This is a genomic window from Bdellovibrio sp. MYbb2 (genome assembly GCF_056175685.1).
In genome coordinates this window covers 366,033-391,558 of the sequence record NZ_JBJKJI010000002.1, presented here as the reverse complement: position 1 = coordinate 391,558, position 25,526 = coordinate 366,033, and the positions used below count along the sequence as shown (strand labels likewise).

Annotated in this window: 28 protein-coding genes and 1 riboswitch; of the genes, 20 read left to right on the top strand and 8 right to left on the bottom strand. The window is 50.8% G+C overall.

Annotated features, from left to right (window positions below; genetic code table 11):
* Positions 1 to 61 precede the first annotated feature (61 nt).
* Positions 62 to 1,342, top strand: a complete 1,281-nt coding sequence (locus tag AC04MQ_RS11815) for a trans-sulfuration enzyme family protein (protein WP_475392145.1) — start codon at positions 62 to 64, stop codon at positions 1,340 to 1,342.
* Here AC04MQ_RS11815 and AC04MQ_RS11810 read toward each other — a convergent pair.
* Complete coding sequence (locus tag AC04MQ_RS11810; RefSeq protein ID WP_475392144.1) at positions 1,339 to 1,965, bottom strand: hypothetical protein; 627 nt, start codon at positions 1,963 to 1,965, stop codon at positions 1,339 to 1,341. The genes AC04MQ_RS11815 and AC04MQ_RS11810 overlap by 4 nt on opposite strands.
* A gap of 168 nt (positions 1,966 to 2,133) precedes the next feature.
* On the opposite strand from AC04MQ_RS11810, the gene AC04MQ_RS11805 reads away from it, so the two are divergent.
* Positions 2,134 to 2,748 carry a tRNA-uridine aminocarboxypropyltransferase gene (locus tag AC04MQ_RS11805; RefSeq protein ID WP_475392143.1) on the top strand — a complete coding sequence of 205 codons (615 nt, stop codon included), beginning with the start codon at positions 2,134 to 2,136 and terminating at the stop codon, positions 2,746 to 2,748.
* On the opposite strand, the gene AC04MQ_RS11800 is transcribed toward AC04MQ_RS11805, so the two are convergent.
* On the bottom strand, positions 2,745 to 4,346 hold the full coding sequence (locus tag AC04MQ_RS11800; RefSeq protein ID WP_015090530.1) for a tryptophan halogenase family protein: 1,602 nt from the start codon (positions 4,344 to 4,346) through the stop codon (positions 2,745 to 2,747). The two genes, AC04MQ_RS11805 and AC04MQ_RS11800, sit on opposite strands and share 4 nt — an antisense overlap.
* 154 nt (positions 4,347 to 4,500) lie before the next feature.
* Here AC04MQ_RS11800 and AC04MQ_RS11795 point away from each other — a divergent pair, with 154 nt between their 5' ends.
* From AC04MQ_RS11795 to AC04MQ_RS11780, 4 genes are all read left to right on the top strand, one after another.
* Entirely contained in the window at positions 4,501 to 5,151 is a 651-nt protein-coding gene (locus AC04MQ_RS11795; RefSeq protein ID WP_015090531.1) for a hypothetical protein, read from the top strand.
* Positions 5,138 to 6,772, top strand: coding sequence for a hypothetical protein (locus AC04MQ_RS11790; protein ID WP_475392142.1), 1,635 nt, complete (start codon positions 5,138 to 5,140; stop codon positions 6,770 to 6,772). The genes AC04MQ_RS11795 and AC04MQ_RS11790 overlap by 14 nt, the downstream gene beginning before the upstream one ends.
* Before the next feature lie 116 nt (positions 6,773 to 6,888).
* A complete protein-coding gene (locus AC04MQ_RS11785) occupies positions 6,889 to 7,662 on the top strand; it encodes a hypothetical protein (RefSeq protein ID WP_015090533.1) in 774 nt (257 codons plus the stop codon).
* A 116-nt stretch (positions 7,663 to 7,778) separates the two neighbouring features.
* A complete protein-coding gene (locus AC04MQ_RS11780) occupies positions 7,779 to 8,630 on the top strand; it encodes a S1 family peptidase (RefSeq protein ID WP_475392141.1) in 852 nt (283 codons plus the stop codon).
* 6 nt (positions 8,631 to 8,636) lie between these two features.
* On the opposite strand, the gene AC04MQ_RS11775 is transcribed toward AC04MQ_RS11780, so the two are convergent.
* Positions 8,637 to 10,733 (bottom strand): TonB-dependent siderophore receptor, encoded by a 2,097-nt coding sequence (locus AC04MQ_RS11775; protein WP_475392140.1) that lies wholly within the window; start codon positions 10,731 to 10,733, stop codon positions 8,637 to 8,639.
* Positions 10,734 to 10,788: 55 nt separating this feature from the next.
* A riboswitch (TPP riboswitch) is annotated at positions 10,789 to 10,885 on the bottom strand.
* Between the two features lie 114 nt (positions 10,886 to 10,999).
* On the opposite strand from AC04MQ_RS11775, the gene AC04MQ_RS11770 reads away from it, so the two are divergent.
* Positions 11,000 to 12,100 carry a class I SAM-dependent methyltransferase gene (locus tag AC04MQ_RS11770; RefSeq protein ID WP_475392139.1) on the top strand — a complete coding sequence of 367 codons (1,101 nt, stop codon included), beginning with the start codon at positions 11,000 to 11,002 and terminating at the stop codon, positions 12,098 to 12,100.
* On the opposite strand, the gene dbpA is transcribed toward AC04MQ_RS11770, so the two are convergent.
* Positions 12,101 to 13,489 carry an ATP-dependent RNA helicase DbpA gene (dbpA, locus tag AC04MQ_RS11765; protein WP_475392138.1) on the bottom strand — a complete coding sequence of 463 codons (1,389 nt, stop codon included), beginning with the start codon at positions 13,487 to 13,489 and terminating at the stop codon, positions 12,101 to 12,103. It lies immediately after the preceding gene.
* Between the two features lie 135 nt (positions 13,490 to 13,624).
* Here dbpA and AC04MQ_RS11760 point away from each other — a divergent pair, with 135 nt between their 5' ends.
* From AC04MQ_RS11760 to AC04MQ_RS11745, 4 genes are all read left to right on the top strand, one after another.
* Positions 13,625 to 14,467 (top strand): CvfB family protein, encoded by an 843-nt coding sequence (locus AC04MQ_RS11760; RefSeq protein WP_475392137.1) that lies wholly within the window; start codon positions 13,625 to 13,627, stop codon positions 14,465 to 14,467.
* Positions 14,468 to 14,789: 322 nt separating this feature from the next.
* On the top strand, positions 14,790 to 15,140 hold the full coding sequence (locus AC04MQ_RS11755) for an RNA recognition motif domain-containing protein (RefSeq protein WP_011163890.1): 351 nt from the start codon (positions 14,790 to 14,792) through the stop codon (positions 15,138 to 15,140).
* 212 nt (positions 15,141 to 15,352) lie between these two features.
* On the top strand, positions 15,353 to 15,901 hold the full coding sequence (locus AC04MQ_RS11750; RefSeq protein WP_475392136.1) for a CAP domain-containing protein: 549 nt from the start codon (positions 15,353 to 15,355) through the stop codon (positions 15,899 to 15,901).
* A gap of 109 nt (positions 15,902 to 16,010) precedes the next feature.
* The gene (locus tag AC04MQ_RS11745; protein ID WP_015090540.1) at positions 16,011 to 16,568 is read left to right on the top strand and encodes a hypothetical protein; all 558 of its coding nucleotides are present in this window, start codon (positions 16,011 to 16,013) and stop codon (positions 16,566 to 16,568) included.
* On the opposite strand, the gene AC04MQ_RS11740 is transcribed toward AC04MQ_RS11745, so the two are convergent.
* Positions 16,565 to 17,104, bottom strand: a complete 540-nt coding sequence (locus tag AC04MQ_RS11740) for a hypothetical protein (protein ID WP_015090541.1) — start codon at positions 17,102 to 17,104, stop codon at positions 16,565 to 16,567. The two genes, AC04MQ_RS11745 and AC04MQ_RS11740, sit on opposite strands and share 4 nt — an antisense overlap.
* A 124-nt stretch (positions 17,105 to 17,228) precedes the next feature.
* On the opposite strand from AC04MQ_RS11740, the gene AC04MQ_RS11735 reads away from it, so the two are divergent.
* Positions 17,229 to 17,771, top strand: a complete 543-nt coding sequence (locus AC04MQ_RS11735) for a superoxide dismutase family protein (protein ID WP_041577305.1) — start codon at positions 17,229 to 17,231, stop codon at positions 17,769 to 17,771.
* Here the strand turns inward: AC04MQ_RS11735 and AC04MQ_RS11730 are convergent, their stop codons facing one another.
* Positions 17,772 to 18,518: a murein L,D-transpeptidase catalytic domain family protein gene (locus AC04MQ_RS11730; protein ID WP_475392135.1), complete on the bottom strand. Its 747-nt coding sequence runs from the start codon at positions 18,516 to 18,518 to the stop codon at positions 17,772 to 17,774. It abuts the gene before it with no gap.
* A gap of 540 nt (positions 18,519 to 19,058) precedes the next feature.
* Between AC04MQ_RS11730 and AC04MQ_RS11725 the strand changes: the two genes are divergently transcribed.
* The 4 genes from AC04MQ_RS11725 (at position 19,059) to AC04MQ_RS11710 (ending at position 20,579) form a co-directional block, all read left to right on the top strand.
* The gene (locus AC04MQ_RS11725; protein WP_015090544.1) at positions 19,059 to 19,424 is read left to right on the top strand and encodes a VOC family protein; all 366 of its coding nucleotides are present in this window, start codon (positions 19,059 to 19,061) and stop codon (positions 19,422 to 19,424) included.
* Positions 19,425 to 19,499: 75 nt separating this feature from the next.
* Positions 19,500 to 19,946 carry a hypothetical protein gene (locus tag AC04MQ_RS11720; RefSeq protein WP_475392134.1) on the top strand — a complete coding sequence of 149 codons (447 nt, stop codon included), beginning with the start codon at positions 19,500 to 19,502 and terminating at the stop codon, positions 19,944 to 19,946.
* Positions 19,947 to 20,032: 86 nt separating this feature from the next.
* Positions 20,033 to 20,341, top strand: coding sequence for a hypothetical protein (locus tag AC04MQ_RS11715; RefSeq protein WP_475392133.1), 309 nt, complete (start codon positions 20,033 to 20,035; stop codon positions 20,339 to 20,341).
* A gap of 85 nt (positions 20,342 to 20,426) precedes the next feature.
* The gene (locus AC04MQ_RS11710; RefSeq protein WP_475392132.1) at positions 20,427 to 20,579 is read left to right on the top strand and encodes a hypothetical protein; all 153 of its coding nucleotides are present in this window, start codon (positions 20,427 to 20,429) and stop codon (positions 20,577 to 20,579) included.
* Here AC04MQ_RS11710 and AC04MQ_RS11705 read toward each other — a convergent pair.
* A complete protein-coding gene (locus AC04MQ_RS11705) occupies positions 20,576 to 21,925 on the bottom strand; it encodes a TolC family protein (protein ID WP_015090548.1) in 1,350 nt (449 codons plus the stop codon). The two genes, AC04MQ_RS11710 and AC04MQ_RS11705, sit on opposite strands and share 4 nt — an antisense overlap.
* Before the next feature lie 242 nt (positions 21,926 to 22,167).
* Here AC04MQ_RS11705 and AC04MQ_RS11700 point away from each other — a divergent pair, with 242 nt between their 5' ends.
* The 4 genes from AC04MQ_RS11700 to AC04MQ_RS11685 all read left to right on the top strand — a co-directional run bounded on the left by AC04MQ_RS11700 (position 22,168) and on the right by AC04MQ_RS11685 (position 24,702).
* On the top strand, positions 22,168 to 22,533 hold the full coding sequence (locus AC04MQ_RS11700; protein ID WP_235046292.1) for an STAS domain-containing protein: 366 nt from the start codon (positions 22,168 to 22,170) through the stop codon (positions 22,531 to 22,533).
* 17 nt (positions 22,534 to 22,550) lie between these two features.
* Positions 22,551 to 23,195 carry a cytochrome b/b6 domain-containing protein gene (locus AC04MQ_RS11695; RefSeq protein ID WP_475392131.1) on the top strand — a complete coding sequence of 215 codons (645 nt, stop codon included), beginning with the start codon at positions 22,551 to 22,553 and terminating at the stop codon, positions 23,193 to 23,195.
* An 86-nt stretch (positions 23,196 to 23,281) separates the two neighbouring features.
* Positions 23,282 to 24,064, top strand: coding sequence for a TIGR02147 family protein (locus tag AC04MQ_RS11690; protein ID WP_475392130.1), 783 nt, complete (start codon positions 23,282 to 23,284; stop codon positions 24,062 to 24,064).
* Positions 24,064 to 24,702 carry a hypothetical protein gene (locus AC04MQ_RS11685; protein ID WP_015090552.1) on the top strand — a complete coding sequence of 213 codons (639 nt, stop codon included), beginning with the start codon at positions 24,064 to 24,066 and terminating at the stop codon, positions 24,700 to 24,702. Before AC04MQ_RS11690 ends, AC04MQ_RS11685 begins: the two co-directional genes overlap by 1 nt.
* Here the strand turns inward: AC04MQ_RS11685 and AC04MQ_RS11680 are convergent.
* The gene (locus AC04MQ_RS11680) at positions 24,688 to 25,449 is read right to left on the bottom strand and encodes a hypothetical protein (RefSeq protein WP_235046293.1); all 762 of its coding nucleotides are present in this window, start codon (positions 25,447 to 25,449) and stop codon (positions 24,688 to 24,690) included. The two genes, AC04MQ_RS11685 and AC04MQ_RS11680, sit on opposite strands and share 15 nt — an antisense overlap.
* Between the last annotated feature and the right edge of the window lie 77 nt (positions 25,450 to 25,526).

The following is a 25,526-nucleotide window of genomic DNA, read 5'->3' as shown; positions in this document are numbered from 1 at the left end:
AGAGCTTTCCTTCAATTAGAACCTGTGCTCTAGTGATCCCCATACAATTTGTGGGGATCCAATGACCAAGAAAAAAGCGGCCAAATCCAAGTCACCAAGAACTCAAGCCATACACGGAGAGTTCCTTTCAAAATCATGGGAGTTCTCTCACCATTTGATTCCGCCGATGACGGCGTCGACGACTTTCCGTCTGGAATCCCTGCAAAGGGGCGCAGAAGGTTTTAGTACTTTCGGTGCCCAGAAAGGCGAAGAAAAGCCGATCTGGATCTATGACCGTCTGGAAGAACCAACAACAAAAATGCTGGAAGACCAATTGGCACTTCTGGAAAAAGGCGAGTGCGCAGTGACCTTCGGCAGCGGTATGGGAGCGATCGCTTCCACCCTGATGTCATTGCTTTCTTCCGGCCAAAAAGTCATTGCCCATAAAACTTTGTACGGTTGCACTTACAGTCTTTTGACGAACTGGCTGCCGCGTTTGAATATTTCCACGCATCTGATGGACGTGAATGACTTTAAAAATCTGGCACTGCAGCTGACGGACCCGGCCACACGCGTGGTGTACTTTGAGTCCGTATCGAATCCTATCCTGGAAATCGCCGATCTGGAAAAGATCACGGCGCTGGTGAAAGCGGCCAACAAAAAACGCGGTAAAGACAATCAGATCTACACCGTCGTGGACAACACTTTCGCGACACCGTGGGCACTTCGTCCGGTGGAATGGAACGTGGACTTTGTGATTCAGAGTCTGACCAAAAATATTTCTGGTTTCGGTACTGAAATGGGCGGGGCGGTGATTGCCCCAAGATCGCATGAAAGTATTCTGCGCGTGGCCCGCAAGGATTTTGGCGCGATCATCCACCCTTATTCAGCTTGGCACATTCTGGTGTACGGTATTTCCACTCAAGCGATTCGCTTTGAACAGCAACAGGCTTCAGCAACGGCTGTGGCAAAATTCCTGGAAGCTCATCCGAAAGTGGCCAGCGTCACTTATCCGGGCCTGAAAAGTCATGCTCAACATAAACTGGCGAAAAAATACCTGAAATCACCAGAAGGAAAGTTTGCTCCGGGCACGATGATTTCCTTCCAGCTTAAAGGTGACATGAAAAAGTGTCAGAAGTTTGTCGACGATATCGCCAAAAATTCTTATTCGATCACGTTGGCCGTCAGCTTGGGGCTGACAAAGACTTTGATTGAGGTACCTGGGTTTATGACCCACTCGGCGATCCCGGATGACAAACGGGGCGACAGCGGTATTGACCCGCGCGCCATCCGTCTTAGTATCGGTCTTGAAAACGTGAATGACATTATTGAGGACCTGCACGAGGCCCTCAAAAAAATCTAGAATTCGCGGGGAGGACGCTGAGATTCGTCCTTCACATCCAGAGTATAGCTGGTGGCAGTGTCAGAGATTTGGTAGCTCATCTCTGGCAGGCCGTCGGCGACATGGCAAAGGCCAATCTCAAACTCGGATTCGAATTCACAATAGATAGTACCGATTTTTTCAAGCGGAGTCACCGGATCCAGTTCTGTGACGTCAGACAAAGCGTCGCGGGTTTGCTGGATTTCTTTTTCCGTGGACAGGCTTAGGTTCTGACTGACTTTGGCGTCATTCAAATCCAGATAGACCGAAGTTAATACATACGGGCATGCGCCACGCTGACCTTTCGTCGGAACTTTCACAGCATAGCGGCCGTCTTCCTGGCGCTGGGCCTTGATGACCAGTGTGCGATCGTGTCCGGCCGGGCTCATGCGGTCTTCAGCAAATTTACAAACAGAAGCATCCAGCTTTTTATTGAAGGTGAACGCCGGGGAATAAAAGGCCATGGCTGAAATTTCGGTTGAAACCGGAGCTTGCCCCTGAATCAAGTGACCCTCGGCACTGGGTTGCAGGCGTGTTTCTGCCGCCATTGCGGTGCAGGTCATTAGCAGGGTGAACAGGGTTGGCAGCATTACGGGCAATTTCATGTTTCATCCTTTGGGTGAAGCCTTAAAATTCATCATGAATGGGAAATGCCAAGGCCATGCCACCGGCAGAGTCCTTCCAGTTGGAATTAGAGCCCGGCTCAGGGTTTTTTTGCCCCATGAGTGTGTCAATTTGTTGATCACGGCGGCCTTTGCGGGCAGGGTGAGGTGATGATCCAGCAACGAAAACGCAAAACCAAAGACCCTTGCCCTGAATGTTTCCTGCACCGGGATTTGTGCCTTTGCAGTTTGATACCTCAACTGGAATCCCGCACCCGTTTGTGTCTGGTGATTCACGCCAAAGAACTAAAGCGCACCACTAACACCGGTCGTCTGGCGATCAAGTCTTTGCTTAACAGCGAGATGCGTGTGCGCGGAGACAGTCAGGAGGCTTTGGACCTTTCTGATTTGCTGGTGCCTGAATACCGCACGGTTTTGTTTTTCCCCGCGGAAGATGCGCGCGAACTGAATGCCGAATTTATGGCCGAAGACCCGCGTCCTTTGCAATTGATTGTGCCGGATGGGAACTGGCGCCAGGCCAGCAAGGTCAACACCCGCCATCCTGAAATTGCCGGGATTCCGCGAGTGATGATCAGTGCGCCCAATAAATCCCAGCACCACTTGCGGGCGGAAACGACCGAAGAAGGTATGGCGACATTGCAGGCGATTGCGCAGGCTTTTATGGTGGCGGAAGGCCCCGAAGTCGGTGGGGCCCTGAGGGATTTGTATCAGGAAAAATTAAAAAGAACCTTGATGGGACGGGGAGTTCTGCCGAAGCCGACTTAGACGTCGGCTTCCATGATCCAGGTGTCAGTGTCATTGAAGAGCTGCTCCAGGATCTCATCTTCAAACAGATGATCCCCTTTGAACAATTCAAACAGTGACAGGGAACGGCTGGTCAATTCTTGATAGGACTTCAGTTTGCCGAAGTATTCTTCCTTGCTCATTTCCGGTGCGGCCAGAGGTTTGTGAACTTCTTTTTGTCCGAAAATTAAAGTGTCATAACTGTAGCTGTTAAAGACCAGTGCCTCTGTCGCCGTGAACTGAGAGTTGGATCCAAAGTTCCCTGCGCTTAGAGGTGGTCTTTGATTGAACAGGTCCATGATGGTTTGTGCGTGTCCGATGTTGGTCTTTTCACGGCAGTGCTTCCAGAACGGAGTGTCCAGTTTCTTGTTGAACTTATAGTGCATGCCCACAAACCAGCGGAAAGTGTCCCACGTCACCGCGATTTCATTGTTGATACCCGAGATGGAAATCTGATCGTCCAGGGTTTTAGGCATCAAACGGCACAAAACATTGATGCTGTGAACAGCCGTCTGAATGGCAGTGGATTCCAAAGGCTCAATAAACCCGTAAGAGTTCCCCAAAGAAAACACGTTTTTCACCCAGGCTTGAGTATGACGACCCGAACGGAATTCAACCATTTTGTATTTTTCAAAATGACCGAAGCGGGCGCGGGCTTCAGCCAAAGCAGTTTCCTCGTCACAGAACTTGGACGAGAACACATAACCATAGTGGTCTTCAGTGCGCATCGGGATCTTCCAGCACCAGCCATTGTTCATGGTAATCACAGATGTGTAGCAATCCACGACATCTTTGTTGGGCAGATCAAAGGTCAGTGCGCGGTCCGTGACCAAAGTGTCTGTGAACGGTGTGAATTCCGTTTTTAGCGCCTGACCCAGAATCTTGGAGCGGAAGCCAGAGCAGTCGATGTACAGATCATAGGAAAGACTGTGACCTTCCTTTGATTCCAAAGATGCCACATACCCACGGTCATCCAGTTTCACTTCGTGAACTTCGGCATCCAGAATGTCAATGCCGCGGCTTTTGACCTCCTTGTTCAGGAAGCGGATCAGGTTCTTGTTGTCGATGTGGTAGGAAAACGGAATGCTTGCCAGGAATGAAGTCAAAGTTCCGTTTTTGTTGCGAATGATCGGAATTTTATTTTCATTCATCAACACCGATGGCCAGTTGGAATTCTTGATGTCGTTTTCATAGTAGTAGGACTCGTACTGGTGTCCGGCAAAGAAGCTGAAATTGAATTTGTAATCACCCGGGCAGCCCCAGTCAAAACGAATACCGAACTTCAACGTCGGCTGGACTTCACGGAAGAAATCCGCCGGGTCGATCTCAAGGCCGCGGTGCAGGAACGGCACGATCTCGGTGGTGGTGGATTCGCCGACGCCGATGACTGGAATTTTGCTGGACTCAATAACGGTGACTTCAACTTCGGGGTGATACTTTTTAAGCGCCAGGGCTGCGAGATATCCGGCGGTGCCGCCACCTAAAATGCCGATGGTTTTGATGTCCGTCGGCGGGCATTTTGGAAAGTTCAAATAGCTTAAATCAAAGGCATTGTCGATATGGTCAGAAAGTGTGTTCATGGGTCGGTAATCTGCCTGTGAATTCAGTGATTTGCAACTTCAGAGATAAAGGCCCCCGGTGCAGGTAAAATGTACCGACACTGTCTTAAAATAGAACAGGCTTTTAGGACCTTCGCCCGTGATATTACCGGACCGAAATTCCGATAAAACACCAATGAAGAAAAGTCCTTACTGGGTTTACCTCCCTGTTGCCACGTTGTTGTTTGCTGCCTTTTTCTGGGCAGGTAAAAAAAGCCGGTCCGTGCTGCCACCAGCCCGTACCGAAATCCCGCAAGCCGGGGTGAAGGCAACTGCCGCAAAGACACCGGTGACGGTAGCAGCTTCAACCCCACAGCCTGTGAAAATGGCAACCCCAACCCAATGGCAGCCCCGCGCGGTGGAAACTCTGAAGGGCGGAGCCCTGTTCAGCGCGCTGTTTGATAAAAAGGTGCTTCAAAATCTGAACCCACAGGATTTGCAAAAAATCAGCGGTCTTTTCGCCAAACCATATCCTCGGGTCGAAAAGCATCACCGCGCCGTGATGGTGGAGCGTCTGGGAATACTAAAGGCCCTGGGTCAGCAGGCCCCCCTGCGTCGGGCACCCAGCTCGGTGATGGCACCGGAGCTTCGCACTTTCTATCGCCAGGTTCTGGAAAATCCGCAAGAAAACTGGATCGTCAAACGTCAGGTGTTTCGAAATCTGAAGTCGGCTCTGACTCCGTCAGAAAAAGAAGCGTATTACCGCCGTCTGGACACCCGCGTGGTGGCCCTGTCGATCAAATCCGAAGCTGAAATTGTCGAGGAGGTTCTGCGTGAAAAACGCTAAGTGGCTTTCTTGGGGACTATTTGGTTTGGTGATAGTGGCGGGCTTTGTTTTCGGTCGCTGGATGCCGGAAGCTTCAGAATTCAGTCTGGATCTTTCATCTGAATCCGTGCCCAGTGTGAATGTTATTGAAAACCTGGCTTGTCCATCCGAGGAAAAATACCACGAGATGGCGCGCAAGGTGTCTTTGGTGATTCCAGAAGGCTCCGAGGCCTGTGATGATTCCTATCGGGCGAAACTGGGAAAGATTCTTTTGTTGATGGATCAATTGCGCATCGAAGCCCCGGCAGACTGGCTGCCCAGTTTTCAGCACGACCTGGGGGATTTGCTTGGGTATGTCGCCAAGAATTCGCGCAGGTTGAATTTGGATCTGAATCAAACAGGCTCCATTGCCTATAACATGTCTTCGGAGCAGTCCATCTATCTGGGCGGATACTTCTTTGGCTCTGAACCGCTCGAAGCCATTTCGACTCTGATTCATGAGGCCCGGCATTCTGTCAGCTATTCTCCACGACATGTGCAGTGTCGGGGTGGGGACATTCCGTTTTCAACCGGGGGCTGTGATGCCCGGTTTGGCACGACTGAAAAAGATGCCGGTGCTTGCTCTTACGAAGTTCTGTTGCAAGCCGGTCTTGCGATGTACGGCAAAGGCCTGAGCCCGGCTGACAAAGAATTCATGATGTCTTCGGCACTGACCGTACTGGCCAGCCGCTTTAACGAACTGCCGGTGGAAGTCTCGCAAAAAACCGACGTTTTGCTGGCCCTGGGGCGTCAGGGGCAAGTGTATGTGGTTGATGCCACCGCAAAATCTTTCAAACCGATTGAAATGAAACTGCGCTCAGCCGGTGAAAAAATTCAGCGTCTTGGATTTAGTCCGCGCAATAGCGGTTTGATTCTGTTTTCAGATAAAGCGCATGTCTATAGCTGGTCGATCCGCGAAGGTTTCAAGGACTACAACCCCGAGCTGATCGCGGATATGCCGGTGTGGGATGCCGCTCGAATCACGATTCCAGGCGAAATCAATCGCACCCGGCATACGTTTAAAACGGACGGTGGTATTTACAAAGTTTCAAAACTTTTAGCAGGCAAGATGAAATTTGAATTGGTGGATATGATTCCCGCCAAAGACATGACGAATTATCCGGCGTTTGAAAGCTACTTCCTGGCGCAGTACGGGGACAGTGTGTTTCTGGGGGCTGACGGGGGTGCGTGGCTTTTGGCCCATGATACTTTCTCGTCTGACTGGTTTAAAAAACCGGAAGGACTGCAGGATTCCCGGGGCTGGCAGCAGGGAACCGGCGGAGTGTTGTATGAGGACTTGTTCCTGCTGACTCGCACAGGCGAACTTCGCGTGGCCAAGTCTTTCTATGAAGAGCTGGATGAATACAATTCCCGCACGACATACACGACCGAGGCGGTGGACTTTAAGATCCCGGGACGTTCGGTCAAGTATCTGCAAGGTTTAAAGATTCATGGTCAGTTGAATGACGACGGGCACCTGTTCCTGCGGCCGTATGGCAGGGCAGAGCAAATCGAACTTCAGGGGCCGGACATTGTCGACTTTGCGATCATCCATAATCCGGCTTTGAAATCCCCGGTCGTTCCTCACTCAAGCCAAAAATAGGCTCTACGTCAGGTCTTGGGCAGGCGGGGCCTTGTCAGAATTCCTATATCCGAGCTGGCGCCTGTTTTGCGGGGCAAACAATTTGCTTAAATCCTCGCAAAACCCAGGTGAGGCCCATGAGCAAGTTGAACGTGGCAGGACATTTTAATCTTCCGACGGTGTTGATGGCACTTCTGACGGTGCTGTCTTTTCCGGCCTTTGCCCAGCATTCCTGGGATCAAATTGATTATCGCGCCAATCTGTATGACCTGCGGGATTCTGAAATCCGCCGCGGTGACAACATCGATGAATCCAATCGTCAGTTGATGGAAGAAATCCGCAACTTCAAGCCCACAACCAATGGCCGCGCCGAGGGTGTCACGTACGAGCAGGCTTTGAGGATTGTGCAGATGACCAATCAAAATGACATCACCGGCAATCGTGGGCATTCCAAGTATGATCCCGATGGCATTCGTGGTTTCTGCTTCGGGCGGGCCCTGTATGCACATTTGGAACTGCTTCGCCATGGCGTAGATTCGCAAGCGATAAAAAAAGTCTTTATCGTGGGCCCGATGAAAAACGGGGTGGACTGGCAGTTCCATGTGACGACTGTGGTTCGTGCGAAGGATAAAAATGGCTGGTATGCTGTAGACACATTCACTGGCAAGCCGATGCTTCTGGAAGAATGGTTCTCGCGCTTCACGGGATATTCGACTGACAAAAAACTTCGCATGTACGTTACTCGTCCGGCCAAGATCGGCCCAAGCTCTTGGGAATACAACACCAAACGGGGTGGATTGTTTGATCCTTTTTATAATAGCTACTTCAAAGACATGTTTGAAATGTTCCGTAAAACACGCGTCAGTTCGTCTGATAAGTTCGTTCAGCGCTGCTCTCAATTGTTCCTGTAAACATTAACTGAAATTAATACTGTCCAGGAATTTGACACGGATCAATTCCTAGGAGTTTTCATAACTCTTTGATAGATTCCCCAGCGGCGATTGATGCCGTTGTAAGGGGAGTCCCTGTGTTGAATTCAAAGCTGTTGCTGTCATCCTTGCTGCTTTTGTCCCTTGTTGCTTGTACGAAGAATGAAGAAACCAATAATGTTGAAATGAACGGTCAAGAGACCTCCATTATTGGTGGCGAAAAGGCCGATGCCGCGAATCCAGTGACGGCTTCCACGGTGTCTTTGATTTATAACTATCAGGGAAAACCTTACTCCATCTGCACGGGCACATTGATTTCAAAGAATCTGGTTTTGACTGCGGCTCACTGTCTGGTGGATCTTCAGGGCGCAGAGATCTTCGTTCATATGGGTGAGGTCCTTCCGACAACGGTTGATGAAACAAAACTTTTGCGAGTGGCAGAATACGAAACTCACAAGGACTATCACCTGGTCTATGATGACAACGGTTTCCCGGTGACAGGTCGTAACGACGTGGGTTTGATCAAGTTATTGTTGGAGGCTCCGGAAAACGCCGTTCCGGTTCCCATTCTGGATGAGTCCGTCGAGCTGAAAGCGGGCGAGACCCTGTTGCTTGCCGGTTATGGATTGCTGCATGAAATTGAAAATCCGATTCCAGCAACAGGTCTGAACTTTGTGCGTGTGCCATTGGCTAAATTGTGGGAATCGATTCTGGTGACCGATCAGAACAATGCCAAAGGTGCTTGTTCTGGTGATTCCGGTGGCCCGGCTTATTTGGAAACTTCCAAAGGACTTGTTGTTGTCGGGATTACTCGCGGGCCGCACGATCTTGCACCAGACTGCCGTCATTTCGGTGAATACACGAACGCCACTATGTTCAAGACTTTCATTCTTGAAGAAGCTGCGGCGATGGGTGCTGACGCCCCCGTCTTTACGAGCGAGCGTCAGTAATCCGTCCTAAAGATTCGTCTGCAGTGTCAAAAAGACGCTGCGGACTTCCCCTGGGTACAGATAGATGTGCCCATACTGAGTCGGGGATTCCTTCCAGTATTTTCCGTCCGTCAGATTTTCAACAGCCAGGCGCACGACGGTTTTTTCATCTTTCTTCCCAAATTCATAAGAAGCTCCCGCATCCCAACGGGTCCATGCTGACAGCATCATGGAATTATCCGCAGTCACCGCACGCTCACCTTCATAGGAAATGCGCGAATTCACTGACAAGCCCTGAAGGCCCGGGATCAGATAATTCACATGGGCACGGAAAGTATGCTCAGGCAGATTCGTTGGACGCTGGTCATTGACGGCGGCATTCAAAGTGCTGTCCAGGCGACGGGCCTTCAGCCACATTGCTGATGCTGTCCATTGCAGACGTCCTGCTTCACCACCCAGTTCTGCCTCAACGCCCTGATGGCGGCTGAGGCCGTCAATTTTATAGTCCGGTCTTTGATCCTCCACCTGAGGTCGTTCAATTTGGAAGGCCGCAAGATTCCAAGTTACAGCTTCACCACCGCGCACACCGACTTCGATTTGTTTGCTGATCACGTCCGGCACAAATTGTCCGGGGTTTGTGTAGCCACTGCGGTTCGGGGTGACATAGGTTTCAACACCTTCACCATAGCTGACATAGGTCATCCAAGTCGGGAATTGGTAAGAAAGGGCCATCCACGGCAGCACAAAGTTTTCGCGATAATCAGTGGCTCGGGACGCATCGGTGCGAACACTGCTGCGATGAACATCACTGAAGCGAAGCCCCAGCCACGCACCCCAAGGCCCAAATTTGGCGGAATCAAAGGCAAACAGTTCGTTCACTTCAGAATCTCTGTTGGTATTTTCATCTGTCAGGGCAGGATCTGCCGGAAGCTTCGCCGTGCCCTGCACATTGCCCACACCCACTGGGTTGTAAGCCTGTTTGTCATAGCGTTCACGGGATACATGTCCCAGATATCCGATATTGATGTCGTGGGAAACAGACCCTGTTTCCGCTTTGATTTGCAGGGAGGTCTTGACGGCCTGAGTGCTGCGGCGTTCGTTTTCACTTCGGAAGTCGTACATGTCGAAAGTGCCGTCAGAACAATAGCGGTCATAATTGTTTTCAGCCGAGCAGCCAAACGGGTATGCCAGACGGTCGTCGGTGTGCAGTTCTTGTGCGCCCGCGGCAGTATGCCAGATCAGATTCTGGTTAAATCGGTGAGTGTACTTCAAGCTGCCGGTCAGACCGGTGAAAACCACCGGCTGGGACCAGCTTTGATTGTTCAGGTTCAAGCGCGGATCAGATGCAGATGGCAGATCATTGCCCAAAAGACTGAACGCCGCTTGGGTCGGCTGGGATTTTTTGGACCATTCGATGTCTGACTCAAATAATTGACCTTCGGAAATGCGCCAGCTGTTGGCCAAAGCCAGGACACTTCGTTCACCTTTGCTGTCTTCCAGTGCGGGGCTTAAGTTTTCATGGGCCACATTCAGGCGATAACCGAACTGTTCAGAGCCTTTGACCGGGCCAGCGGCATCGGCGGCGATCAGCCAGTCCCCATAGCTTCCAACTTCGGTTTCAAGCAGCAGTTGGCGACGCGCAGTCGGGCGTTTGACGACATAATTGACCATGCCTCCGGGGGAGCTTGCGCCGGTCTGCAGGCCATTCAGTCCTTTCAGCACCTCAAGACGCTCTTTGTTTTCCAAAGGAATGGATGTTTGCGCATTGATCGGCAGGCCTTCACGCAGGAAGTTTGCGCGATTGTCCAGGGTAAACCCGCGAATGGACAGATAGTCCCAGTATCCCGAAGCGTTGTAGCTGTCGGTGACGGACGCTTCAATGAGAGTGATATCAGACAGACGGTGAATGCGGTTTTCACGCAAAGTCTTGTCACTGATTTGGGAGGAAGAAAGCGGCAGATTTTGTGCGGGAACATCGGGGAAACCAAAAGCCTCCAGAGGTTCCTGAACCTGATCATCCTGAACAGTGATGGTGTTGATCTCGGTCGGTGCGTTTTGTGCGTGCAGACCCTGGCTGGTCAGCAGAGCTGTCATGGCAGTGAGGATTGATACGTGCTTTTTCATGGCCTTCCTTTGGCAGGTCGGCAGGATAGAAAGGGGCCTTTTGGGGATGGGCCGGTTCTTTCTATTCTTGCTTCCCTGCGCGAGCATTATCTCTATCAGGTTCAAAGGGTTATTCTCAGTCGGTGAATTCACCAACACCCCTAGCGTCAGGTCAGCGTTATGATTGAGGAGTCCGCCCAGGTCAAATTCTTTTTGGAAACAGCGGAGGTCGGGCGTTATTTTCATTAATTCCGTTTATTTCCACGAACCCATGCTAAGCTTTATATATGAATATAAATCAAAGCCTGCTTCGCGAGTTCGTTATCAAGGGATTGGTCTCTTATAAAAAAGAATTGCGCGGGCCTTTCTTGCAGGATTTTCGGCAGCAGTTTGCCAGCCTGAATCCGGAAGAAGTGGCCGAGGCTTTTATTGACGTCACCTTTCTGGGATCCGCTTTGACCTTTCTGCAAGGGGAGCAGTGGAATCTGAAAAAGGATCCGGCCACCAGTTCCGAGAACTATCATCGCTTCACAGAACAGACCTTTGCCTCCAATCTTTTGTCTTTGAACTATCTGCAGGACACTCTGCAAAACATGAATGAAAAGGAACTGCGCCGAACGGCCGAGCTTTGCGAAGAGCTGGAGCGTCTGTTGTTGTCCCACGTTCAGTCAGGAAACCAAGAACATCAAAACCGCTTTGTGGCCAGATCCCTGCAGTTGATGGAAAATGTCTTTGCTCATGAAAACGCACTTTCATTGCAGGGAAATACGCAGGCGCGGTCCCTGGCGCTTTCTCTGTATCGCACCTTCGATGGCCTGGATCAGATCTTTGGTTTGAACTATAACGCCGATGTGGGAATGAAGACGGACGTGAACGGCACCGAAAGACTGTATGAAGGCGCGGGCCTGGGTGTGCAGTCTTCCTATTCAACTTTGCTGACGGCTTTGCGGGAAGTGCGGGCATCACAAGGAACACGTTTTATTGATCTGGGATCTGGTTATGGACGGGTCGGTCTGGTTGTAGGCGTGTTAAGGCCGGATATTGATTTTATCGGATACGAGTACGTCAAACACCGCGTGGATATTTCCAACGAATCCACGGCCAAATTCGGTTTGCAGGATCACGTGCACTTTTTCACGCAGGATCTGTCCGAGAAAACCTTCCGCATTCCTGATGCCGAGGTCTATTACATGTTTGACCCCTTCAGCAAGGACACCTATCAGCATGTCTTGAGTCAATTGGTGGAAGTTTCGCGCCGTCAAAGAATTGTCGTGGTCACCAAGGGCAACGCGCGACTGTGGCTGAAAGAAATCGCCGAACGCGAAGGCTGGTTGCCGGGTCAGGAATTTGACGGCGGCAATCTGTCGTTGTTCCGTTCGCGCGAATAGTTACTTTACAAATTTAACCTGGAACTTTTGACCTTTGATGCGACCGTCACGCAGCTTTTGCATGGCGCCGTCCGCAACTTTCGCAGACACCGCCACGAAAGAAATCTTGTCCTGAATTTCGATTTTACCCACATCCGCAGAAGTCAAACCACCGGCAGCTCCGGTCAGGGCCCCCAGAATGTCGCCGGGACGCAGCTTGTCCTTGCGGCCTCCCGAGATCGAGATGGTTTTCATCGGAGCTTCTTTCAGGGTTTTGTTCAAACCATACTGATTTTTAAAACCCAGGGACGGACGGGCGAATTTGCCACCGGTCAGTTCTTCAAACTGGCCCAGTTTCAGCGTGTCTTTAGGGTGAGCAATCGTGACTGCCACGCCGGTTTTGCCAGCTCGGCCGGTACGACCGATACGGTGAACATAGATTTCCGGGGACAGAGGCAGGTCAAAGTTAATAACCAGTTCCAGATTGTCGATATCAAGACCGCGCGCTGCCACGTCGGTGGCAACCAGTATACGGTGGGATCCGTTGCGGAACATCGCCATCACGCGATCACGTTCACGCTGTTCCATGTCTCCATGCAGGCAGCCGCTGGCAGCTCCCAGGTCATTCAGGCGTTCTGCGATTTCCGCCACGGCATTTTTGGTGTTGCAGAAGATGATGGTGGAATCGGACGGATGCTGTTGCAAAATGCGCATCAGCACATTGGTTTTGTCATCGTCTTCGCTGTCGTAAACCAGTTGTTCGATCAGGTTTTGCTCTTCATCCTCGATGATCACCTGTTGGGCGTGGCGCTGGTACTTGCGGGAAAGATGTTCGATAGATTCCGGGAAGGTCGCAGAAAACAAGACGGTCTGGCGTGATCCTGGCAGGTCGCGCATCACGGTTTTGATTTCATCGGCAAAACCCATATCCAGCATTTTGTCAGCTTCATCCAGGACCACGGTTTTCACCGCAGAAAGATCAATGCGGCTGCGGCCGACAAAGTCGGCCAGACGGCCTGGAGTGCCGACGACAATCTGCACACCGTTTTCCAAAGCGTCCGCTTGTTCACGGCCGGATTGGCCTCCGGTCATCGCCAGAACTTTCAAGCCCGGCAGACGACGGCCCAGTTTGCGGATTTCGGTGACAACCTGACTTGCCAGCTCGCGGGTCGGGCACAGAATCAGGGCTTGCAGTTCTGGCAGGTCGATCTGGATTTTGTTCAGGATCGGAAGTGAGAACGCCGCGGTTTTTCCACTGCCGGTTTTGGCCTGACCGATCAGGTCCTTGCCCGCCAGAAGCAGCGGGATGCTTTCCTGCTGGATGGGTGTCAGTGTCTCAAAACCCAGTTCCTGAACAACAGCCAGCAGTTCGGGGGACAGGGGAAGAGATGAGAATTGATTTTGCGACACAGGCACCTCGGGAAAATGAAAAATATTTAGGTAGCAGGCAGGGCATTTAATGTCGAGTCCTGAATGGAAATACGAAAAAATGACCCGCCCCAGATTTAGGTATCCCCTCCTGCAGTTTTGTGGCATCACTGCGCCATGGTTCAAATCGGTCAAATCAATAAACTTAAAGTCGTCAAAACAATGGAATACGGGGTCTTTCTGGATGGTGGAAGTGACGGGGAAATCCTGTTGCCGGCGCGCTATCAACCCGAAAAATGTGAAGTCGGTGACGAATTGGAAGTTTTTGTCTGCTTTGACTCTGAAGACCGTCTGGTGGCCATGACGGAAATTCCGTTTGCGATGGTGGGAACTTTCGGTTTGCTGAAAGTGAAATCCATTGAGCGTGTCGGCGCTTTTTTGGACTGGGGCCTGCCGAAGGATTTGTTCCTGCCATTCAGCGAACAAACCCGTGATCTGAAGATTGGTCAGAACGTGCTGGTGTATCTGTATCTGTATCTGGATAACACTGACAGAATTTCTTCTTCCATGCGACTGGATCGTTTTATCGACAAAGAATCCGGAAATTACGAAGCCGGTCAAAGTGTGGATCTGCTGATCGCAGCCAAAACGGATTTGGGATACAAGGCCATCATCAATGGTCGTCACTGGGGCATGCTGTATGCGAATGAAGTATTTCAGCAGCTGGAATACGGCCAGCGTCTGAAAGGTTTTATCAAGCAGGTGCGTGACGATGGCAAAATCGATTTGCGTCTGAACGAAGCCGGTCACAAAGCCACGGCTGATATCGGCGAACGCATTATGGAGTTGTTGAAATCCAAAGGCGGCTTCCTGCCGATCACCGACAAAACAGATCCGGAAGCCATCTATGACCTGTTCGGAGTCAGCAAAAAGAAGTACAAAATTGCTCTGGGCGGGCTGTATAAAAAGCGCCTGATCACGGTCCATGATGACGGCATCCGCCTGGTGGATGACCGCTAAACGGCCGCCACGGGGCTTCCGGGCCCCCTGATAGGTCTAGACCTCTTACAGGGTGGGTTTTTACAGCCCAAACCCATCTTTGCCACTTAAGTTATTGATTTCACAATATTTTGTTTGTTTTTGCGCGCTGCCGCCATTGCCTGAGTGTTCGCAGCTTTCAACGAAATAATGCTCATTTAGGTTATTCTCATTTTAATTGCTTCCCCTTTTCCGAGAAATTCGCTAGAAATTCTCTAGCAAGAATTTAGTCTCTGGAGAGTTTTCGGGCATAGGGCCCAAGACCTCTTAAGAGCTTCCCAAAAGCAAATCTTAGGAGGTTTATATGGGTAAAAAAATCTACGTTGGAAATCTTTCTTATTCTTTGGATGATCAGTCTTTGGCTGACACTTTCGCTGAATTCGGAAATGTTGAATCTGCACGCATCGTGATCGATCGTGAAACTGGTCGTTCTAAAGGTTTCGCTTTCGTTGAAATGTCTACTGACGACGAAGCAGCAACTGCAATCGCTAAATTGAACGGCGTTGAGTTGATGGGTCGCGCGATGAACGTATCTGAAGCTAAACCAATGGCTCCTCGTGAGAACCGTGGTGGCTTCGGTGGCGGTCGCGGCGGTGGCGGCGGCGGTAACCGTGGTGGCGGCTTCGGCGGCGGCAACCGTGGTGGTCGTTTCTAATTTAAGATTTTAATCTTAGTGAAAAGGGCGGAAAGAAATTTCCGCCCTTTTTTTATTTCTGAATCCGGTCTTTTCTGTCGACGCTTCAGTCAGCTTACACTTTCCCCTGAATTCACAAATTCCCCCTCCACTCTAAGTTCCCGATTTCAGTCACCTCAGCAGTTTTGATTTATTGGCGCTGTCTTTGCTTTAAAACCTGCAGGAGGAACGGCATGACCACACTGGGTATTCGTGTCTCATTTTTGTTCTTGTTTGCTCTGGCGCTGGCGGCCTGTGGGGGCGGCGGTGCGGGCGGTGGGCTGCCGGCCGGGGGTGATTCCAGCGAACAGGAATCCTCTGGAGAAAGCAACGGCTCCGAATGTGGAACCATGGTGGACATGGCCTGCGAAGTCCTTGTGGCGGTCAACCAAGAACGCACCAGCCGCGGTCTGAATGCGCTGGCGGCCCTGCCAGCCTGTGTGGCGGAAGCCCAGGCCCATGCCGATGATATGGTGGCGCGAAACTTCTTCGCCCATGACAGTCCGACAGAAAGCACCTCGCAGCGTTTTGCACGGTTTGCTCTGTCGGGAAGTTATTGGGGAGAAAATATCGCGGCCGGGTATTCAACCGCCGCTCAAGTGATGGCGGGATGGATGAGCTCCACGGGGCATCGTAATAACATCTTAAGTTCTAACTTTCGCACCATGGGTGTGGGGATCGCTGCTAATTCACAAGGCATGCTTCACTGGGTTCAATGTTTTTCAGGTAAGTCCGCGCTCTAAATCTGGAGCCAAAATTTCTGGCACTCTTCTTGAAATGATTCTCTCATGACTTCCGTTAAGAAGTCCTCTGGTGGCAAACGGGCCCCAGTGAAATTTCCGGGGGGGAATTATGATCACACACACTTTGTTGGCAGCTTCATTCACCTTTATGTCTTTGGCCGCTTCGGCTGCGGCAGCGGGATTTGTCGAAACTGCGGGCAACGCCTGTGAATGGACTCCGGGGCGCTATGAACTGAGCGAAACCGAAGGCCGTGTGCGCATTCCCAACGGACTTTACGTCAAGAAAGAAGAAACCAGCAAGATCGCCCGTGGCAGTTGCACATTTGCACTGACATTGAAGGCCCCGGCTGGAAAAAAGATTGTCGTGCGAGACAGTCAGCAGTTGATCAGCCTGCGTGCCTATCCTCAACAAACCCGCGTAAAAGCGGAAGTGGAAATCTTCAAAGCCGGCAGTCAGGGCGCGAAACAGAGCCTGGAAATCGTGTCGGCGGAAAAGGCTGAAAAAACAACCCAGTATGTGGGGCAGAAAGACGTCTTGCTTGAAACCGCCTGTGGCGGATCTGATATCCTGCGTGGAAACTTGTCAGCGACTATCATTGGTGAAGGCAAGGGTCGTGCTTTTGCCAAAAATGTGACCCTCGACATTCAAGAGGTGGATTGCAATTAAGGATTGCACCACGGACGTGGTGTGATGATTTTTGTGATCTCGTTGGCTCGCATGTACAGGAACTCCGAACCCACCGCCAGTCGGGCGCGCTCGCGGCGCTGGGATCTTGGAGACACCGTGCGAATCTGTCCATAACCCAGACCATCGGTGATGGTCGTTCCGGTCATGCCTTTTAAACTCCATTTCACAGTCTTGCCAGCAATCGGTGTTACGTCCGATTCTGTCAGGATTGTCGAGATGGTGCCTTCAGAATCCCGGCACTGCAGACGAAAATGCAGCACCACAAAGACTTCCTGGCGACAATTTTGCGAGCGAGAATAGCCATAACCAGCATCACAGGTGTTGAAAGCTCTTTCCGTGAAGCCCAGCTCTTCCGGTGCGCGATCCAGCCCCAGAAAAGTCTGCAAAGCGACGTAGTCGATACTTGAAGGAGCGGCTACATCCGGAACGACAGTTGTCGGTGGCGGGGATTCTTTCTTGGGTGGGGTGGTGCATCCGGCAAGTGCGGCGACAAGAACAGCCAAAATCCATTTCATAATTTTCCCTCGAATAGATGTATAACTAAGCCTAGGTCAAATCTGGTAAATTACAAGGTATTCTATTTTGGAGATTCCTCAAAACCGCCTTAACTTAATTTGATATTTTCGCGGGAGGAATTTTATGTTTAAAGCCCTTAGTAAAGCACTGGTACTAACCCTTGTGGGGGCCAGTTCTGTGTATGCACAGCAAGACCCGGTGGCTATCATCATCCGCAACGCCAAGGGCGAGCAGGTGGGGAATGCGACACTGACGGATGTAACCAACGGGATGCGCATTCAGATGGAGCTAAAAAACCTTCCGCCCGGGGAAAAAGCCTTTCACATTCATGAAAAGGGCCTCTGCACGGCTCCTGATTTCAAATCAGCCGGTGCCCACTTTAATCCGGACAAAAAGAAGCACGGCCATAAAAGCAAAGGCGGGCCGCATGCCGGGGATTTCAATAATATTGTGGTGAAAGATGACGGAACGGCCTCAGTGGATGTTGTTAACCCGATGCTCACCGTACGTGAAGGAAAACATTCGGTGATCTCCAAAGAAGGGACCTCGATCGTGATTCATGCTAAGGCGGATGATTATAAATCCCAGCCCGCAGGCGAAGCCGGAGACCGGATCGCCTGTGGAGAGATTAAAACTCCGCCGGATACAAAACCTGTTATCAAATAATTACTTGGCAAAGGCGTAAATCAAACTTCCACCTTTAAGCATGCCAATGACTTTGTCACGCAGATGGTTGGCCACGGCCGGGCAGCCCCAGCTGCGACCTTGAATCACACTTGATTCTTTCACATAGCTTGCTCCGTGAATCACCACGGCGCGAGCGCGGGCTTTGGAATTCGTGCTGGAAAGACCATCCAACTTCAAAGACAAACCATGTTTGCCAGTGTAAGTTTCTGCCGCCAGGTAGTAACCCAAAGAGCTGGCATTGGAGCCGGACTTGTTACTGAATTTGTCAGCGTAGCCGTCGTGGTTGGCATCAGATCCTTTGCCGTGAGCTGTATGGATCGCGGTCACTTCACCCGTGGACATATTAATGATAAAGAAGCGGGCTTGAGTTGAACGTTTGCCGAAATCGATCAGGGACATGTACTTTTTGTTTTTGATACGGGATTGGTTTTTCTCGAAGTAAACAACGGCTTCTGCCAATGCTTTGGAATTGATCAGTCTTTTTGGATCCAGATGATCATAGTTTTTTAGAATCGCTTCGCTTTCAGTCACCGTGGTGGTGTCTTCGTTTGTTGCCGTTTCAGTTTCTTCGGCTGTGGATTTATCAACTGTGTCTGTATCAGGAATTGTCTGCTCCATCTCGGTGTCGTCCGGAAGGACTTCGGCGGAGCTGTAGTCTTGGCCTGCGCAGGCGGTCATGGAAAGGAAAGCGGCCAATACCAGGGATTTTTTAGAGATTAGATTCATCGATCCTCCGTGAAAGATGCTGTGTGTTCTTCGACAGATGCTAGCTGACACGAGGTGTTCGTCGGAAAAATTGTTACCGCGACATAATTTTTAGGACCTTGTGCGTGGGCGAATCTGGAATGGATTCGGATTTCTCAATTCCTTCGTTCAGTGAACAAACGAAAGTGAACTTGTAAAGTCCTGCTGGGGCTTAAGATGCAGTAAGGGAGCGGGTTTGCGGTTTTCTTATTTTTTTGAAGGAGTACTATGAGTGTATGAACTCTGGATGAATGAAAGTTAGAAATAACCGAAGCATCAAAGAGTCCAAAGAGGACCGTGAATAGGATCAATTGAATTGATCCCTCACTAAAAGGAGCTCAAACAATATAGTTGTTTCTTAGATGAAAAAAATAGAGTGTGCTTTTGAGTGACTCTGATTCTATTCAAAAAAGAACAATTCGTTTTTCTCCAGATCCTCTGTGCCCATGTGTTTTACACGTGGGCATTATTTTTTTAAGCATCTGCCTTTACAATGGACTCCGTCGTCACAAAGGAGTTCTTATGCATATCTGCGGTTGGTTTGAAATTCCCGTCAAAGACATGGGGCGCGCCATGAAATTCTATGAACAGTCTTTTGATGTCTCGTTCACGTTAAGTGAAATGGGTCCAGTAAAGATGGCGATGTTTCCGATGAAGGAAAAAGAGCCGGGGGCCACGGGGGCTCTGGTGCAGGGGGCCGATTACAAGCCTTCCCATGACGGCTGTTTGCTTTATTTCAGTGTGAACAGCATCGAAGACTGCCTGAAAAAGATCAAAGACAAGGGTGGTAAAACCCTGACCGATAAAAAGAGCATCGGCCAGTACGGGTTTATTGCGACCTTCGAGGACACTGAAGGCAATAAAGTGGCTTTGCACGCTAAAAACTAGCTTAATTGAAAGCCAAGTAAGACTGGCTTTTATGACACTTGCAAACGGTGAGGGGCTTCGGGTAGAAGTCCCCTCATGAAAACACTTTTGATTTCTGCTTTTATTCTTTCCTTGTCCCTGAATGCAGGGGCTGCCGTTTCTAAACTTGTCTGCGTACCGGGTTACGAGCCAATGCGTGCCGAAGCTGTGATTGAAGTCATCTTCAACCGTGCCATTGATCCGCTGAAGCCTGTCATCGGCAGCTATAATCTGGGTGCGGTATTGAAGCTTCATGACAAAATCACGGGTCAGACTTACACGCGTTCTGATGTTATGCTTGTTCCAGCAACATCCATGGATGATGTGAATCTGCGTGGTGGCGCTGCCGGCATGGTGCACATCCGTGTCAGCCCGGTTTTGAAAAACGGCGCATTCATGGGGCGTTACACCGGCGATCTTTTCATCAATGATCTGGATTCCCGCAATTACTACAATCTGACCGGCACCACGCAAGAGCCGGGAATTGTTTGCGAAACCCGTTAAAAGTCCGCTAGAGCGTCCTGTTCCGGGATGGTTCCATTCTGCCTCCATAGTCCTTTTCTATTCTTGAAAAGGACGAGGAGGTCCTTATGTTTAAAACTCTGCAAAAACAATTGATCGCGACTCTGATGTTGGTGGCTACCACTTCCGCACACACCACGTGGGCACAGGAAAAGTCCCACGAAGCCCTGCGCGAGGCATTCCGTGCCTGTCACGAAGAGCTGGGCATTGAACAGCCTGAACCCGGCCAAAGACCTCAGGCCCCCGATGATGAGACCCGCGCCAAGATTGATGCCTGCCTGAAAGAAAAGGGCTTCGAAGCACCGCCTAAGTTTGGCCGTGGTGGCGGTCCGGGCAAAGGCCGTCCGGAGCGTTCTGCTTCCACCGGTGTTCAATAGTCAAAATGAGACCGTGAAGGGATTCTTGGATTTTTGTGGGTTACACTAGGGTCCAAGAGTCCACAGGAACTTTTTGGGAGGGCTTATGAAAACACTGGATAGATGCTCACTGCGCGTGGGGCAGGAATTGGTGATCAGGGAATCTGAGCGGGGCGATGATCTGCATCGCGGGGATCGCCTTCTGGTGTGGCCGGAAGAAACCTCTAACGGCCACTTTGATGTCCAGTATCTGCGCTAGTTGCCGCAGACCTCATCCAGGGTCACCTGATATTTTTCAGGGTTGAATACGCGGCCCAATTTGCCTTTGATGCCGCCAGAACCACGGCGTTCGATTTCACAGTCTTCCACTTTCGCAAACTGTTCAGAAATCATGATACGGTGAAGGCTGATACGCAAAGTGTTCAAAGCCGTCTGGGCTTTGATTTTGTTTGTCACAGAGCTTGTCAGGCCGTTGGAAGCCTCAAGCACGTGCAACAAGTCGGTCATGCCCAGTTTATAGCGCAGAACTTCTGCATCATAAACTTTCACCAGATTGGCGTGGGCCAAAGCTGCGGCATTGTACTGCTTTTGGGCTTCCATCAAAGAACCCAAAGTCACTTCAATCAGGTTGGCTTGTTCAAATTGCAGCTCTTGCTTGCGCAATTTCAGCTGTTCGATGTTCAAGTTGCTGATTTTCAAGTTGGGGAAGTAAGCAAAACCAAAGTTCACAGAACCCGAGTGCTCAAGACCGCCCATGGATCCATTCATGCGGGATGCGCCCAGGGAATGGCCACCCAGGAAGCTGAAAGCCTTGCTCCATTTGTTGTATTGAGCAGAGGTAATCATGGCAGCCATCTGGCGGCTTTCCGGGGATTTTTCGTGCACTTGAGTCAGCAAAGACTGCGGGGACCAGTTTTCAACCGGGGAAACCGCAACCGCCGCGTCTTCAAAAACGATTTCGGTTGTCAGGGACAGGCCCAGCAATTCGCGGATCGCCGCTTTTTCCTGAAGAACCAGTTCGTCCACTTGAGACAACTGAACCAGAGCCATCTGGGTTTGAGCTTGAGCTTGCAGGTATTCTTCTTCGCGGATCATGCCCAGCTGAGCGGGCAGGCGCAGTTGTTCTTCGATGGCTTTCAGATTTTCATATTGCAGAGCCAGGATGCCACGCAGTTCGATATCACCCAGAATCGTCACGTAGATGGAGTAAGCGGAAGAATAGCCGTTCAGCTGAGCGATGTAGTGAGACATGCCCTGTGCTTTCAGCAGGTAGGTATTTTCTTTCAGGTCCATCCAGTTGGAAGGCATCAGGAAAGGCAACAGGAAAGAAACCGTGTTCAATGCAAATGAAGGCCCGCTGGAAATAGCGCCCCCCAGATTCACGGAAGGCAGCAGGTTCCCACGCGCCACATTCACGCGCTCTTTGGCCTGGTGAACGTTGTTCAGGGAGATCGCGATTCCCACATTGCGATCCAGGAACATGCGGCGAAGGGTGTCGGGATTAACTTTAACAACGGTGTTGTTTTGAGCCGTGGTTTTGGGTGCGGCAAAGGCCGTTGAAGATGTAACAAAAACTGCCAGCAAAAGTGCTGCAAATATTTTCATGAATCCCTCCGAAATGAACCCTGAAAGATGTATTTCCAGGCGCAATCCTTGTCAAACGGAGTGTTGTATGGAGTACGAAGTAGCCTCGGATTTGGGGTGATTTGTTTATGGTTGGCACGCTGCCCCGACAGGATCTCGGGTTTCTCGGCTCAAGTTGATATGGAAATTTTGGAAAAGTTTAATGTTCGGACCCATGTGCTACCATAGGGAAAATAAAGAAGCCGATTTCTAGGAGTTGTACGTTGGAAGATCAGAAGTCGTTTCAGTATAGTTTTAACCAGAAAAATAAAATGCTGGTGGTGAGCTTCTCTGGCGAGATCAACACCCCGGTGTTGCCAGCCCTGGAGGCTTGCCGTCAGGAGCTGCTGGCCAAACGCGAAGTCAGTTGTGTCGTGCTGTACTTTCAGGATGTCGAGTCCATCAGTGCCGACGCCATCCCGTGGCTGGCGCAGGTGCAAAGGGAGATCCGCCTGAAGCCTGCCGAAATCAGGTTGTGTTCGTTGCGTGAAAACCTGCGCGAACGCCTGGTGCGCATGGGAGTCATCCGGGGGTTGGAAGTTGCTGAGGATTTGAAGACCGCGCTTTTGTCCTTCAGCCGCGCAGGCTGACGTGCTAGTGTGAGCTCATGAATAACTACAGCTTCAAAAAGTATCAGCCATTAAGTTTGCGTCTTTGGCACTGGTTCAATGCTCTGGTGATTCTGGGGCTTTTGGGGACCGCATTTTTGCGCAAATCCTTTCTTAGCTGGCGCACGAACGCCGCTTTAATCGAAAGTAAAATGCAGGAGGCGGGCGCCGCCATCACGCCGGATCTGGCCAAGGATATCGCCATTGGCATTCGCACGCCTATGTGGGACTGGCACTATGTGCTGGGATTCACTTTGGGGGGGCTGATGCTGATGCGGGTGTTGGTGGGGATTTTTGCGGTTAAAAAATGCCCGGCCACGCATGCGGCGCAAAGCGCCTGGAATCTGCGTAAAGTCCCGGCAGGGCAGAAGGCCAATGCACTTCACTATACGATTGTTAAGACGGGTTATGCGCTGTTTTATCTGGTCACCGTTTTTATGGTGGTGTCTGGTGTGGTGATGTACTTTAAAACCGAGCTGGGTATCAGCAAAGAAGCTCTGAATCCGGTTAAAGAAGTCCATGAACTGATGATGTGGTTCTTTACTGCATTTGTTGTTGGGCATATTCTGGGTTTGGTCATCGCGGAAAACCGTCAGGACAAGGGACTGGTTTCAGATATGATTCATGGTGGTCCGAAAGACTGATTTTCTGTTTCGCGGGTTGCAAACACTTAAGGTTGCGCACCCGCACTGTGATTGCCTTGCCGATCAGCGCCTGATCTGATCTTGGCATGAACACCAAAAACTTTGTCGATGTCCTGAAAGATCACTACAAAGAAAAACGCGCCGGTGACCGTCATTTTTCCCAGCGGGCTTACGCTCGTTATATCGGGATTGATGACTCCCGCCTGTCAAAAATTCTGCACGGCAAACGCCCCATCCACCCTGAACTGGTCGAAGCCATTGGCCGCAAGATCCAATTGAGCGATCAGGCCATTGAAAGTTTTAAAAAAGCCGAATTGCAGAAATACCGACGCCACACCCGCCGGGCGAAAAACAACATGGTGAAGCTTCAAAAAATTCCTCTGGAGACCTTCAAAATCATATCAGATCCCCAGCACTATCACATTTTGGAATTGCTGAAACTGAAGACCTTTCAGCCGGATGTGCAGTGGGTGGCTTTGGTGATGGGAATCCCAGCGGCTCAGGCGCAGGAATGTGTGGATCGTCTGCAGGCTGTTGGCTTGTTGCGAATCGAAAACGACGGCGCCTGGATCGACACTTCGGAAGGATTCACCACGGATATTTTAAGTGATGTGGCGGCGTCCGAAGCGCACCGCCGTTTTCAGAAGGCGGTGTTGTTGCGTTCTGTACAGGCCTTGCAGGACCTGTCACTGGGGCATCGTGATCAGTCTTCGATTCTGGTGGCAACAGATTCGCGCAAATTGCACGAAGCCAAACAAATGATCAAAGCATTCCGGCGCAAGCTGGGTCTTTTTCTGTCCGAAAGCGAAACCAAGGATCAGGTGTTTCAGTTGAGCCTGTCGTTATATCCGCTGAACAAGGAGGAATAGTGAAAGCCCTGCTGGTACTTGCCATTTCTTTGACGCTGTTGAGTTTTTCCGCTCATGCCTATCGCGAAAGCAATGGCGGCAAGGGTGTGCTGACAGATCGGGGAGTGGTGCTGCTGGATCTTTATGAAGCGTCCGTTGATCAGCCCTTCTTTGGCGGTTCTTATTCTGAAAAAACTTATTGGGACTTGCGCGTGAATCTTCCCAAGGACTTTCCGGTACAGTTGATTGCGCGGAAGCTGGCGGACCTGGAGCGATTTTCCCCGGAACTGCATTTGCTGCTGGTGTTGTCTTTGAATGATTTACGCTGGGAATTCACCCGAAATGAACTTCAGATGACGACGGATCTTGAAAAACTTCCGGACGTGGATCCGGCGAAGCTGGTTCAACTGGCTGTGCGGAAAAAGAATCAGATTTTTATCCACCGCCCATTGTGGAATATCATGTCGACGGATCAACAGGCAGCGCTGGTTGTGCACGAGATACTTTATCACCACTTTGATGCGCGGTCGGCCAGCACGGTCAGTCTGCCGGTGCGAAAGTTTGTAGGGGTGCTGTTTTCAGATCGTTCCTACAGCCAGTTGATGCAGGATCCGGAACTTCAGCATCAGTGGCGTAAGATTTTGTTATTTGCAAATTGATAGTTCACTGACAATTTTTTTGGTCCACTTGTATTTCTGTTTGCGGCCTTGAGGTCGCAGAACCTCCCAGTGGGATGATCTGCTGAACAATTCGCCTTTGCCGGCAAACTGCATATCAAGCAAGTGCAGGCCGCATTTCAAAGAACTTTCCGGTTTTTCGCCGTCGCCATTTTTACAGCCGATTTCAGGGCCATGACCGTGTCGACCTTCACTTTCGTAAGAGGCTTCCGCGCCGCGATGAAGCTGCAATATACCCACGGCGGTTCCATTGGGACCCTTCGCGGTGTGAGAGCCCACTCCGCACGTGCTTTCACCCAGAACCATGACATTCATGATGGCGACAAAGATCACTTTCTTTTCCTCCGGACCCAATTGAGGGAAGGCCGGGCACAGGCTGACCAGGTCAGGGGTGCCGTCAAACAAGTTCGGATACTCGCGTTCATTCAGGATGTTCAGAATATGCTGACCCCAGCGGCCATATCCCGCATTGGTGACCATGTTGCTGCAGGCCTCGGCAACCTTGCGGTCTTTCTGTTTGTTGTAGTTGTATTTGTAGATGTCTTTATAGGATTGATCGCCGCCCACGGCGGAACGAAGGGCGCGGATCTGATCCACGGATTTGTCGCCACGGTCTTCACAGCCAAGGCAGACGCCCCGGGCTCCGTCGGATCGCAATGTCTTGCGGGTCTCCGCAAAGGCCGGCAGTCCCAGACTAAATATGATTAGTGCCGTTAAGAATTGTCTCATAATGTCTCCGAAACATTGCAAAGCAAGCATGATGCCGGAGTCTCAAAACGAAAAGAGCAGACTCTTAGAGTCTGCTC